This is a genomic window from Streptococcus sp. oral taxon 071 str. 73H25AP (genome assembly GCF_000146755.1).
GTDB classification, from domain to species: domain Bacteria; phylum Bacillota; class Bacilli; order Lactobacillales; family Streptococcaceae; genus Streptococcus; species Streptococcus oralis_T.
In genome coordinates, this window is the sequence record NZ_GL397254.1 from 367,838 (window position 1) to 380,679 (window position 12,842).

The 12,842-nt window shown below is 37.7% G+C and carries 8 protein-coding genes; all 8 read left to right on the top strand.

The genetic code is table 11. From position 1 onward, the window contains the following. Positions 1-123 precede the first annotated feature (123 nt). The 8 genes from HMPREF9189_RS04135 (at position 124) to HMPREF9189_RS04165 (ending at position 12,794) form a co-directional block, all read left to right on the top strand. Complete coding sequence (locus HMPREF9189_RS04135) at positions 124-1,869, top strand: type IA DNA topoisomerase (protein WP_000237218.1); 1,746 nt, start codon at positions 124-126, stop codon at positions 1,867-1,869. Between the two features lie 2 nt (positions 1,870-1,871). Continuing rightward, entirely contained in the window at positions 1,872-3,722 is a 1,851-nt protein-coding gene (locus HMPREF9189_RS04140; protein WP_000206016.1) for an AAA family ATPase, read from the top strand. Positions 3,723-3,813: 91 nt separating this feature from the next. Next, on the top strand, positions 3,814-4,152 hold the full coding sequence (locus HMPREF9189_RS0102015; protein ID WP_000800859.1) for a hypothetical protein: 339 nt from the start codon (positions 3,814-3,816) through the stop codon (positions 4,150-4,152). A gap of 13 nt (positions 4,153-4,165) precedes the next feature. Further along, entirely contained in the window at positions 4,166-5,239 is a 1,074-nt protein-coding gene (locus HMPREF9189_RS04145) for a hypothetical protein (protein ID WP_000885770.1), read from the top strand. A gap of 16 nt (positions 5,240-5,255) precedes the next feature. Beyond that, positions 5,256-6,068: an LPXTG cell wall anchor domain-containing protein gene (locus HMPREF9189_RS04150; RefSeq protein WP_001036089.1), complete on the top strand. Its 813-nt coding sequence runs from the start codon at positions 5,256-5,258 to the stop codon at positions 6,066-6,068. A 19-nt stretch (positions 6,069-6,087) separates the two neighbouring features. Then, positions 6,088-9,657, top strand: a complete 3,570-nt coding sequence (locus tag HMPREF9189_RS04155; RefSeq protein ID WP_000477355.1) for an SspB-related isopeptide-forming adhesin — start codon at positions 6,088-6,090, stop codon at positions 9,655-9,657. Positions 9,658-9,737: 80 nt separating this feature from the next. Then, the gene (locus tag HMPREF9189_RS04160; protein ID WP_000754466.1) at positions 9,738-12,281 is read left to right on the top strand and encodes an SEC10/PgrA surface exclusion domain-containing protein; all 2,544 of its coding nucleotides are present in this window, start codon (positions 9,738-9,740) and stop codon (positions 12,279-12,281) included. Between the two features lie 75 nt (positions 12,282-12,356). Next, complete coding sequence (locus HMPREF9189_RS04165; protein ID WP_001195795.1) at positions 12,357-12,794, top strand: single-stranded DNA-binding protein; 438 nt, start codon at positions 12,357-12,359, stop codon at positions 12,792-12,794. The last annotated feature ends 48 nt before the right edge of the window (positions 12,795-12,842 follow it).

Below are 12,842 nucleotides of genomic sequence, written 5' to 3' on the forward strand. Positions count from 1 at the left end.
GTTATATAACTTTTTGTGTTGTTCTTTGATATGAACTTGTTCTCATCTTTGTTAATGTCCCTTTACAAAAGATTTTTTAATTATAGCTTACAATGACAGAAAATGAAGTAGAAGGAGAATGATATGGTTATAGTTATTCTGGCTGAAAAAGAGAAACAGGCAGAAGCTTACGCTACAGCTTTGGGACAATTTAGTAAGAAGAGAGGTGTCTATGTCATTAGGCAGTCACTCTATTTTCCAGCTGAAGTACATGTGGTGGCTGCTGAAGGGCACCTATTTGAATACAGCGAACCAGACAATTGGTCGCTTGAGAAATTACCTCTTACAAATGTTTCATTTAAGCAACATCTGAAAGAGGACAAGGATTCGAGAGAAAAATTTAAGAGAATCTATGATGAAGTGGTAGCAGCGGATCAAGTGATTATTGGGACGGATGCTGATAGAGAAGGAGAGCGGATTGCGTACTCTATTTTATCGCACATCCCAGGAGGCAAGGAGAAAATTTGGAAACGGATTTGGGCAAGTTCTTTGACAAAGAAAGCTCTTCAAAAAGCTCTTCAGGAATTGAAGGAACCTTCAGAAACCTATAATTACTATTTAGAGGCTGAAGCACGTGCACAAAGTGATTGGTTGGTAGGTATGAATTTATCACCTCTTGCAACGATTGATCTTCAAGCAAGAGGACAACTCCCTCGAACAAAAGGTAGCCATCTATCGGTTGGTCGAGTTCAAACACCAGCGGTCAGACTAATTTGTGAGAATGATTTAGAGATTCGCAACTTTACTCCAGAAAAATATTGGAAGCTTCAGCTGGAGGATAAGAAAAATGGGGTGTTCTTTACTACCAAAGATAAAACTAAAGATAGTGAGGCTGTTTTAGCCTCTTCAAGGGGGTTATCAACCACCTCTGTTATTTCCTCAGTTGAGATAGAAAATCATCAGAAATCTGCTCCACAGCTATTTACCTTGTCAGCATTACAAAGTTTTGCAGCAAGCGCCTGGAAATTTGACTCAAGTAAAACAGAGAGCATTGTTGAGGGACTGTATTTGAAAGGTTTTCTCTCATATCCACGACCAGACTCAGAATACATCAGTCGTTTTGAATTTGATGATTTAAAAGAAAATCTATCTGCCTATCAAAAAGCTATTAATTGTCATTTTCAGCCAGCGTTTTTGGAGCCTAGAGAAGATTATGTCAATGATGAAAAAGTGTCTGGTACGAGCCACTCAGCCTTGATTCCTACTGAAAGAGTTCCAAACCTTTCAAATTTAAAAACTGACCAACGACTGATTTATGAAGCAGTTGTGAAGCAGGCGATCTTGATGTTTGCTGATGATTGTTATTATTCAACCAAAACAATTGAAGTAGAAAATAATGGTCTTGTTTTTAAAACAAAAGGTAGAACACTTCATAAATTAGGATGGGCTGAATGGAGTTCTCGAAAGGTACGAGGTTCTGTTGAAGTTCCTGATTATCAAATAGGAGATAGGATTGAGACACAAGTTCAGATTGTAGGAGGTGAAACAAAACCACCTAAACGATTAACTGAAAGCCAATTGATTGGCCAAATATTTCCTAAATATGGCTTAGGAACTCAGGCTACTAGAGGAGAAATCATTAAAAAAATTCAGAGTAAGGGCTATGTTGTCAAAGATAAAAAAACAGGTCAATTAACGCCTACCAATAAAGCCTATTTACTTATCAATTATCTCTATGACAATGAGTTCTCTGATCCAGAAACAACAGGAGGCTGGGAAATGTTTCTATCTCAGATAGGGGAAGGTACAATCAATCCACGAGAATTTGTGGATGCGATAAAAGATAAGCTCACTCTTCAAATCAAGGAAGTAAAAGAAAGAGGTGATTAGGTGTGACTACTGAAGAAAAGAAAAAAACACCCTATTTAGATCGTTATACAGATAATTTGACAGAAAAAGTTTCAAAAAAAGCAGAAGATTATCAGGTGTACGGCCGTGATAAAGAAGTAGAAGCTGTTCAGACCGCTCTCCTCAGGCGAACTAAGAATAATCCTATTTTGGTAGGAGAAGCTGGAGTTGGAAAAACAGCTATTGTTGAAGGATTTGCTTTGGCCATTTTAAGAAACCAGGTGTCTCCAAAATTAAAAAACTTGACCGTGCGCTCTCTGGAACTATCTAGTTTAATGTCAGATGATGATGGAGGATTTATTGTTAAGTTTAAAAAAATTATTGAGGAGATGGTAGAAACCAAAGGAGAGAATCTTCTCTTTATTGATGAAGTTCATACTATTGTTGGTGCTGGTGGTTCAGATAAGGGCGCTTTGGATGCTGGAAATATTATTAAGCCAGTTTTGTCACGTGGTGAGATACAATTGATTGGCGCAACTACTTTAGATGAATTTCATGAATATGTAGAAACAGATCGAGCGCTAGAGCGAAGAATGCAGCCGATTATGGTTGATGAACCAACAACTATTCAAGCGATTGAAATTCTTGAACAAGCTAAAACCATTTATGAAAATTTTCATCAGGTATCTATTAGTTCTGATGCTGTAAAACAAGCTGTACTTCTATCCGTCCGCTACATACCTGATCAATTTTTACCTGATAAAGCCTTTGACTTAATAGATGAAGCAGCGACAATTTGTTCTACAAATGGATTAGCCCATGTCGGGAAACAAGAAATTGCAGAGGTGCTGAAAAATAAAACAGGTATTCCTGTCACGACGATTTTGAAAGGTGACAAGGAAAGGCTAGATGGTTTAAAAGAAAAGCTGTCACGACGTGTTAAAGGCCAAGATGAGGCTGTAGAGGCTGTTGTCAATGCTATAACTGTTGCACAAGCTGGTTTACAGGATCAAAGAAAGCCCTTGTCTTCCTTCATGTTTTTAGGAACTTCAGGAGTTGGGAAAACAGAGCTTGCCCTGGCATTGGCAGAGGGGATGTTTGATGATGAGGAGGCAATCATTCGTTTTGATATGTCTGAGTATAAGCAAAAAGGAGATATTACAAAGCTGATTGGCGATCGTCAAACTAGAACGAAAGGTCAATTGACTGAGAAGATTAAACAGAAACCATATAGCGTTATTCTAATCGACGAGGTGGAGAAAGCACACTCGGAAGTTGTGGATTTATTTTTGCAGGTGCTTGATGCAGGACGCTTGACTGATTCAACTGGAAGGCAAGTGAGTTTTAAGAATACAATCGTTATTATTACTACGAATATTGGTTCTCAAAAAATAATTAAGCAGTACGAATTGAAAGGGAATTTTAAAAAGCTAACCGACAGGGACAAAGTTCAGTTTGAAAAGAGCATGACGTTGGAGTTAGAAACTAGGTTCAGACCAGAATTTCTCAATCGAATTGAATATAAATTAATTTTCAACATGTTAGACGAGGAAGTGAATAAGGAAATTATTGTCAAACAACTATCAGAAATTGAAGAAAGAATGAGGAATCAAAAGTTGACTCTCTCTTATGAAGAAAGTTTGGTTACTTATTTATTGGATGTAGGAACAAATATAAAAGATGGTGCACGGCCACTGGAAAGAGTGATTAAGCATAAAGTACTTCCTTTAATTTCTAAAGAGTTTCTGAACTTATCTGATCCCAACCAAGAGTATCATTTTCATCTTTGGGTAGAAGGTGATGCGCCAGATGAGTATCACCGTGAAGATAAAAGAGAAATATTATTTGAAGTCGAAGCTGAAAAAACGTCATTTGGTGAAGCATTATTTTCTTAAAACTCACCTTAAAAAAATGATTGTCCCTTTAAAAAATTTTTTTCAATTATCTATTATACTAACGTTGTCAAAAAAACAAAGGAGGATTTCTATGAAAAATTATTTGACAAGACAACTTCAGCAAGTAAAAACAAAATCACAGATGTTTTTATTGAGCCTTTCCCTATTCCTAACAGGATCTACAGTGTATGCGGACGATCCATTTGTTAAGTCGGATAACTTGGCAAAACAAGGAATTACAAAAGTTCAGCTAGTCAGTGTTGCGCTATTTGGTCTAGCTGCCGTTGTCACCTCGCTCATTTATGCGTTTGGTGGACGTGAGTTAAAAGCCTCAATGAAAAAACATTGGGTATCAATTGCAATTGCAATTATTGGTGTTTCAGCGGGACCAAGTATCATTGAATGGATTTTTGATTTCGTGAAAAGTTAAGGGGTGGTGATTTATGGCTTTTTCACTCTTTAATAAAGATCGCTGTACGATTACAGATGATCTATTTTTAGAAATCTCCTGGGAAGATGGAAGAGGTCCAGAGGATGATCGTGAGTTACTTGCTATCATTGAGTCATTGGATTATCTTTCTGATTTTTCTCAGCCGATTTCAAAAAGTTTGCCCTACCTAACATTTCAACAGGCAGAGTTGTTATTTAGAGAGTTGAAACAGATGTATGGTCAGTTTCAGCTGAAAAAAGTAGCAATCGCTCATCTGGAAGGGAAAAGTGTGGTGACAGAAGGGGAGGTTTATGCTAGTCCATTTCTGATTACTGAAGACTATGAAAACCTCTTGCTTCCACTCATTCAAGCGATACTTACTCGCTCTGAATTTGCAAATTATAGCTATCAAGAAAAAAGGGAGTATTTTGAGAACCAGATTTATCCTGTATATAAACAAAGTATGGGATTGTCTGATTCTTCTCTTCCTATTTTCCCAGCTGAAGGTGAGACGATGGCTGTTTCACAACCCAATCGCCTACCACCTGTTCCAAATGCAAGGGATCAAACAGATGTTGTTTCTCCCGTATCTCAAAAGCAGTCAGTTTCTCTGAAGAAATTTTATCTATTCTTAGGTTTTTTAGGAGTGCTTGCAGTAGTAAATATCGTTGGTGTATTTTTTGCTTTCGCTCAACTATCAAGCCAGTCTGAAAAAGTAAATTTCTTATATCAGGAACAAAAAAATACTCAACATCTTATCTCAATGAAAAATGAAGTTGATGTATTTAGTCGTCATTTCTTACCTTCTTATTACTCGGGCAAAAAAGAAAATCTAGTAGATTTTCTTTCTGAAGGTGATGCAAAATTTACCAAACCAAAAGAAGGGATTCTACAATCAGTTATTTTAGAGAAATTGAATTATGATTCAGAAACTCAAAAATATACGGTTTCCTATATCTTGTCCGTCAAAAAAGGGGATAAATCATCTAGCGTTAGATTAACCTTTGATGTAAAAGCTTCTGATTCTTCAAAATATGGATTTGTTGTAGAAACAGAACCAAAAGAATCAAATTATCTTAAAAATTAGAAAAGGAAAAATCAAAATGAACAAGAAACAAGTACTAGCTACACTAGCACTTTCAACTATCGCACTTGCACAAGTTGGTTATGTATCAGCAGACGAGCTTGCACCAATTGATTCTTCTGCCCCAGCAACAGAAGTCGTTACGCCAACAGCACCAAGCGCTTCAACAGAAACAGAGGCACCAGCAACTCAGCCAACAGAGCCTTCAGTTACTCCAGTTGACCCAACAACGCCAAGTGTACAAGACAAAGACAACGCAGGAAGTCTTGACGGGGTATCAACAGACAAACCAGCAACTTCTGATAAGCCACAGGATAAGGATAATGCAGGTAGCCTCGATGGTGTACCAACACCATCAGATAAACCACAAGACAAAGACAACGCGGGAAGTCTTGACGGAGTGACAACAGATAAACCAGCACCTTCAGACAAGGCGCAAGATAAGGATAACGCAGGTAGCCTAGATGGTGTTCCAGATGAACAACCAAAAACTACTGATCAAGCGAACCAACAAGGGAAGTCACAAATTGGAACCACTTCAAGTTCAACAGGACAAGTCGTTCATGATGTGACAAAAGCACCTGTTCAAACCAGCGCAGGTGATTCCATTGTCAGCACTCAAAATGGAAATCTTGTCCTTTCAGATGGTTCTGTAGTTGCTCCTGAAGCACTTGGAGCTGTTACAAATGAAGACAAGACCATTAGTGTTTCAACTGCAGATGGTAAAATGGTAACTTTGCCAAACACAGGATCAGAACAAAGTTTCCTAGCTGCAATCGGCGGCTTATTGCTTACAGCAGTAAGTTATTTCTACAAGAAACAATTATTTTAATTAAAGGAGAAAAGAAAAAATGTTTAAAACACAAGAAACAAAAGTATTTGGATCAATTCGTAAGGTGAAGCGCTACGGTGCTTGTGGAGTAATTTTGGGTATGGCTGCTCTTGCTATGGCTTTTTCATCAGGTAGTGTATCTGCTGATGAGTTGAGTGCAAATCAAAATGTGCCAAAAACTGTTCAGGAAGCACCTAAACAAGAAGCACCTAAGCAGGACGAAACTGCCAAGCAGAATACTACCGTTGATGTTGTAGTAGATCATTCAACTGTAGATAAAGCTGTTTCTGAAGCTAAGAAAGCAGGTTTAGAAGTAAAACAGGATTCTTCTGTGGATTTAGGTGTTGCTCAGGGGCAAGACGAACTTGCGAAGAAACAAGCTAATGTAGAAAAGGATTATGCGAATCAAGCAAATAAGGTTTCTACTGAAATTGCTAGCTACAAGAAAGATGTAGTGGATAATGAGACGGAGAAGAAGCGTGTTCAGGATGAAAACGAAAAGATTCGTCAGGCTCATGAGAAGGCTAAAAAAGACCTTCAAGAAAAGAATGATCAGATTGATAAGCGTAATAAAGAAAGTTTAGCTAAATATGCTGAAGAAAAAAAAGCTTATGAACGAAAATTGGAAGAGCTTAAAAATAAAGGTGTTTCTGCAACTGCACCGAATATTACTTTGTATGGTGACTATGATGAAACAAAACGTGGGTCTTTGGAATACTACGGTAAACTTACAGCAGTATTTTCAGGAGTAAAAGATTTGGAGTTGGTTAAAGGTACTTTAGGGGCTACTTCTGAGACTACGATTGAACCTGGTCGTCCAGATATGATTGATAAAGAGGAAATTGCTCGTCAAAATGCTACGTCAATCGGTGGTACAATTCTAAAAAATATTAAGGAAGGCGATTCGTTTACACTGCATAAAATTGGTAAGACTGTATCTGGAAAAACAATTTCTGTAAAATTCACTTCAAAATCAACACCTACCAAGGAATTTGAAAAAGAAGGTAATTCTCAGGTTTACAGTCGTTTGTGGGTTTGGTGGTTGAAAAATAAAGGTGTTTCACCATTTGGATTTAGCCCATTTAATTATTTGAATCCTGATTTCGATTATGAGTTTTTTGATGAGGTAACTGGCAAGCCATTAAACATTGGACGTGCCGATGTGTATTCAGATATTGATTATCTTCAGGCTATTCGTCATACCTATGAAGATGGTTCGACAGGTATTGTAAAAACACCTAGTGATTCATTAGTTCAAGAGGCACCTATTCCAGCGTTTGGAAATAAAACTGGTTGGAAAGGTGTGAAAACGTCAGGTACATATCAATCAGACGACAGTACAGGTTTAGATAAATATAAAGCTGGTGACCCAATCTATTCAGATGTAAACGATTTTTATGATACGCCTGTTGGAACGATTGTATCTATTGGATATGGTTCAAAAGGACATTTGAGTTATTATGCTGGTAAAAAAGAATTTAAACCTTATTCACGGGAACAATTTGAAGCATATCGTAAGTATTATGATGCGCAACGAAAAGCGGAAGGTCTACCACCTTACTCGGATAGGGAATTGTATGAAGCAACATATACATTCCAACTTTGGGGGAATAATAATATCGTGGAGACGGTAGATGAAATTCATCCGCCAGAATTGGAGCAGCATGAAAAGGATACAATTCCTGATCCTGAATATCTTCCTGAGCCAGGTAAAGTAAAAAGTCGTACGGTTCATGTTCACTATGCTAACTTGCGCTACAAACCATCTGTAAATCTAAAAAAATCTATTGAGGATACACATGGAAATAACATTGATGGGGCTAAGACATTTGATAAGAATGTGAAGTTTACATTGAAAACGGATTATGCTCCTTATTCAAAATTGACTGCGTCCCCTAAATCAATCGCAAAACGTTTTGCGATTGTAGACGATGTGCAAGACGGTGCCTATACCGTTGATAATGCCAAAATCAAGGCAACTGACGACGAAGGAAAAGATGCGAAACAACTATTTGACATGTATCATGTTCTTTCAGACAAGGGAAGAACAGATGTTGTCAATGAAATCTTGAAAGAAGCAGGCTTGTCACCTAAAGGTGAGTTTTACATGTGGGTTCCAAAAGACAACGCTGCTTACTACAAGAACTATGTTTCTAAGGGTAAAAATGTGACTTTTGATTTGTTTGCTAAATTATTGGTAAAAGAAGGTCAAAAGGTTCAAAACGATTTCCATCAGATCGATTTTGGAATTGATCATAAGTCTAATTTGGTAACTGTTGAAGTTCCAGATGTCAAGCCTGAAAAACATGTGCTTGATAAAGATGGTAAAAAAGTTCTTGATGGTCAGGAAGTTCAAATTGGACAGTTGATTCAATATTTCTTGAATGGTGTGGCTGTTCCAGCTAAACATGACACTATTTCTCAGTATGATGGTGTAGATAAGCTGGATACGAAGCATGACAGATACACAGGTAATTGGAAAGGTATCATCAAGGGTACAGAATACACAGCAGAAAAAGATCTAACGTTGCCATACGATGTTATCCTGAAGGATGGTAAAGTTGTAAAAGCTGGCGATAAGATTGCTAAAGGTAGCTCTTATGCCTTTACATTTGAGTTCGACCAAAGTACAAATTCAGAGTTCATCAAGAAACTTGTGTCTGTTAAGTGGGATGCCAAAGGTGGTCAATGGTCTTATGTTATCAATCAAGACTTCCTGAACTCTCTAGGAGTTAAGGGAACCTTTGATGCAGACTTCTACATCGAAGTTGAGCGTATTGAAACTGGTAATAAGATTGAGAATGCTTTTGTCAATATTGTTAATAAACAAGAAATGACTGCTAAGGTTATTACTCGTACACCAGAGCCACCTAAACCAAAACACCCAGAAAAACATGCGCTTGATAAAGCAGGTAAGAAAGTTCTTGATGGTAAAGAAGTTCAAATTGGGGAATTGATTCAGTACCTTCTTGACGGTGCAACTGTTCCAGAAAGACACCATACGTTGTATCAATATGATGGCGTAGATAAGCTGGATGTGAAGCATGATCGCTATACTGGCAACTGGAAAGGTATTATCAAGGGTACTGAGTATACGGCTGAAAAAGACCTTACATTACCTTATGATGTAGTGCTTAAAGATGGTAAAGTGGTTAAGGCAGGAGATAAGATTGCTAAAGGTGCTGTTTATGCTTTCCAATTTGAGTTTGACCAAAGTACAAACTCTGACTTTATCAAGAAAATTGTTAAAGTAACTTGGAACGAAAAAGATGGTAAATGGGCTTACACCATTGACAAAGAGTTCTTGAACTCTCTTGGAGTACGAGGAACGTTTGACGCTGATTTCTATATCGAAGTAGAACGTATCGCAAGTGGTGATGTTGAAAATACATTTGTGAATGTGATCAATGGTCAAGAAATGGAAGCGAAAGTCACAACTCACACTCCTGAACCTCCAAAACCACAAGAACCTAAAAAACCTTCACTTCCGAATACTGGTACAGCTTCTAGTATGCTTGGTTATGTTGGTACTGGTATTTTGTCTATGCTAGGTTTAGTTGGTGTGAAGCGTAAGAAAGAAGTGGAATAAAATAGATTAGTGAGCTGCAAAAAAGGTGGTATAGTAACAGGAACTGCCACCTTTTTTTAAAAGTAGATAGGAAAAATAAAATGAAAAAAACTGTACAATTAACAGTTGGAGGGACAGCAGTTATTGGTTTTGGTCTAGCAAGTACGATCGGTCATGCAGATGAAATACCTGTAGTAACAGCTCCCACAGAATTGCAATCTTTTACGAGTGAAGTTAGTGGAATTATTGTCACTCAAGAACAAGTTAAAGATGCTAAAAATAAACTTGATACTTCTACTCAAGCAGTAGATGAAGCACAAGCTAAGAAAGACCGTGCACAGTCTGAAAAAGACGAGGCTCAATCCGAAAAGGATAATGCTCAGTCTGAATTAGATAAGGCGCAAGCAGTCAAGGACAAAGCGACACCAGAAAATATTGAAAAGCAAAAGCAAGAAGTTGTCGATGCTGAAACTGGTAAGACGAATGCTGAAAAGCAAGAAGAAAATGCTAAAAACGACCTTGACAAAGCGAATCAAGTAGCCAAAGATCAAGAAAAATTGGTTGAGAAGTCTAAGAACAAGGTAGCGACTGCTGAAAAGGAAGTGAGAGATGCACAGACTAATGTAGATAACGCACAAGCTATCCTTGACGGTACAGGTCAAGCAAAAGTAATATCTGAAAAAGCAGATGCCGAAAAAGCACTGAAAGAGGCATCAGCGGCTGTAGAAAGTAAAAATGCGAATTTAGCCCAAGCAAAAATTGCTGACAAAAACTTAGCTCACGCTACGGCTGAGGCACAAGAAAAAGTTACAAAGGCTAGTTCTGTTGTTTCAACTACTAAGAATGCATTATCTAAAGTAAAAGAGACAGCAAATCAAACTCAATCAGCCCTCAATAAAGCCCAATCGGAGTTCTCAGATGCTGAAGCAAAGTATAATTCAATAAATACTTTGCAAATTTCAGACAGCTATTTGGAAGCACTAAAATCTTATGTGAATAATCCGTACAGTATTCTTGAGCAAGAGGCTCTTTGGGATAAACATAATGCAGCACAACAGCGCAAACTTGAACAAGTCAATCAGGAAAATGTAGAACTTAATCAGTTTAAATCCAATAAAAAAGATCAGCAAATTTCTGTTGATCCAAATAATTTGACCAAAGAACAGCAAATGGAATTGGCTTTCTTTACGAATGATTTGTTGAATCAAGTCCGTCAACGTTTTGGAACAAATAAAACAGTTGTCTCAAAAGGGATGCTTGATGTCGCTAAAAAGGTAACTGATGGTTATGTTTCTGATAATTGGAAGTTTGGTGCAGGTCATGATAAAAAGGTTATCAATGACGTAGCCCGAGAATATGGTCTGCCTTCATCAAAGAACAATTCTTCTCAATATTTAGAGAATATGTACGGTGTCAATAGTGGTGATGAAATTCATACTATGGATGATGCTAAACGCTTTATCTATAAGAGTATTGTTAAGTTTTTGTTTAATGGCTTAGAATGGCAGCATGCTGAGAGTATAACTGGGCTATCGCAAATGTCTTCAGGGAATAAAGATTACTTTGGTTTTTCTTTATCGAAACGTGAAGGGGTCACAAGTTCTCACTGGTTGACAGTAGCAGATACAAAAGTTTCAGGAATGAAACTTGATAAGACAGAGTTGAGCAATCCTAATTCAGCTGAGGCTCTAACTAGGGCTTATCATGCTGCAGTTGTATCTCTTGGTTTAGCACAGAAAAATAATCTTGATGCACAAACTGATCTGAGAAAAGCTCAAACAGAATATGATACAGCTTTATCTACAGAAGAGCAAGTTAAGGAAGAATTTTCAAGACTTGAAGAAACACCATTACAAACACCTTTGGCACAAGCTGAACTTGATCAGGCGGAGAAAGTCCAAATGAAAGCACAACAACGTTTGGTGGCTGCTCAAAAGGCCTTGGATGCCTTAACTGCTGACGTTAAAATCAAGCAACAAAACCTTGAAAAAGCGAAGCAAGAACTTGCTGATAAGCAAACTAACCTTGCTAACGCTCAAAACGACCTAGCAACTGAGAATGCTAAGTTGGAAGAGTTGAAATCTCTAATCAAGATTGCTGAGAAAAATCTCACGCTATCTAAGGAGAAAGTAGCACAAGCAACTAAAACTCTTGAAAATGCCAAGACTGACCTTGAAAACTTACTCAATGCAGAGCCTAACTTGGCTAAAGCTAAGAAAGATCTTGCTGAAAAAGAAACAACTCTTGAATGGAAAGAAACTGCTTTGAAAGAAGCACAAGCTATCCTTGACAAGTTGCAGCAGGAGAAGAAAATCGATCAAGAAGCCTATGACAAACTCTTTGCTTTGTATAGCGCACAAGTAGAGGCTAAGCATTTAGCCGACCTTGAAGCGCAGAAGAAAGCTATCCTTGAAGCTGGCGAAACACCTATCGAAGTCTATGACGAAACTGGTAAACTTGTGTCTTATGTAGCGCAAACTAAACCTGTAGATATTCAAGTACCTGTTTCTTATAACTATACTTGGAACAAGAAACAAGAAACTAGTTTGCCAAACACTGGAACAGCAGCAAGTATGCTTCCAGTTGTGGGAATGATTTTGGGATTATTGAGTCTTGCAGGCCTTCGTAAGTCGAAAGAAAACTAATTTGACGAACTAAAATGAAAGATGACCACAAGCTGGGATATAACTCTCTTGTGGTCTTTATTGAAAGGAGAAAAAATGCAAGTATTTATTGCTTCTGGACGTGTTGCATTCATCCCAAGCGATGCAGTAGGTCAAACTAAAAATGGTCATGCCAGTTTCAAATTTGAGTTTGTTTGTGATTCAAGTATGAATGATGATACAAATAAACCAATTTCTAGTTTTTTCCATGTACAAGTCTATGGAAAACAAGCAGAATTGATGGCTCAGAGTCTATCAAAAGGCTCTCCGATCCTCTTAAAAGGAGAAATTATCCAACGACCATATAATGATGAACAAGGTCAACATCGGACGTATCAGTTTATTTCCCCAAACCAACAAGGAGGAATCACTTTCCTTGAAAATAAGGAAGCATCTAATCGACGTAAGCAGGAACAACAGGGATTTTCTCAGCCGATACCAAGTTCTATTCCTACATCCTATCCTGAACCAATGGATGCGGATTCCCCATTCTAAAGGGATTGAAAGCATACAAGAACACTTGTATGCTTTTTTATTGTCTAT

Excerpts from the sequence above, each read along its gene's own strand:
- HMPREF9189_RS04135 (WP_000237218.1), top strand. The coding sequence starts at position 124 with ATGGTTATAGTTATTCTGGCTGAAAAAGAGAAACAGGCAGAAGCTTAC.
- HMPREF9189_RS0102015 (WP_000800859.1), top strand. The coding sequence starts at position 3,814 with ATGAAAAATTATTTGACAAGACAACTTCAGCAAGTAAAAACAAAATCA.
- HMPREF9189_RS04145 (WP_000885770.1), top strand. The coding sequence starts at position 4,166 with ATGGCTTTTTCACTCTTTAATAAAGATCGCTGTACGATTACAGATGAT.
- HMPREF9189_RS04150 (WP_001036089.1), top strand. The coding sequence starts at position 5,256 with ATGAACAAGAAACAAGTACTAGCTACACTAGCACTTTCAACTATCGCA.
- HMPREF9189_RS04155 (WP_000477355.1), top strand. The coding sequence starts at position 6,088 with ATGTTTAAAACACAAGAAACAAAAGTATTTGGATCAATTCGTAAGGTG.
- HMPREF9189_RS04160 (WP_000754466.1), top strand. The coding sequence starts at position 9,738 with ATGAAAAAAACTGTACAATTAACAGTTGGAGGGACAGCAGTTATTGGT.
- HMPREF9189_RS04165 (WP_001195795.1), top strand. The coding sequence starts at position 12,357 with ATGCAAGTATTTATTGCTTCTGGACGTGTTGCATTCATCCCAAGCGAT.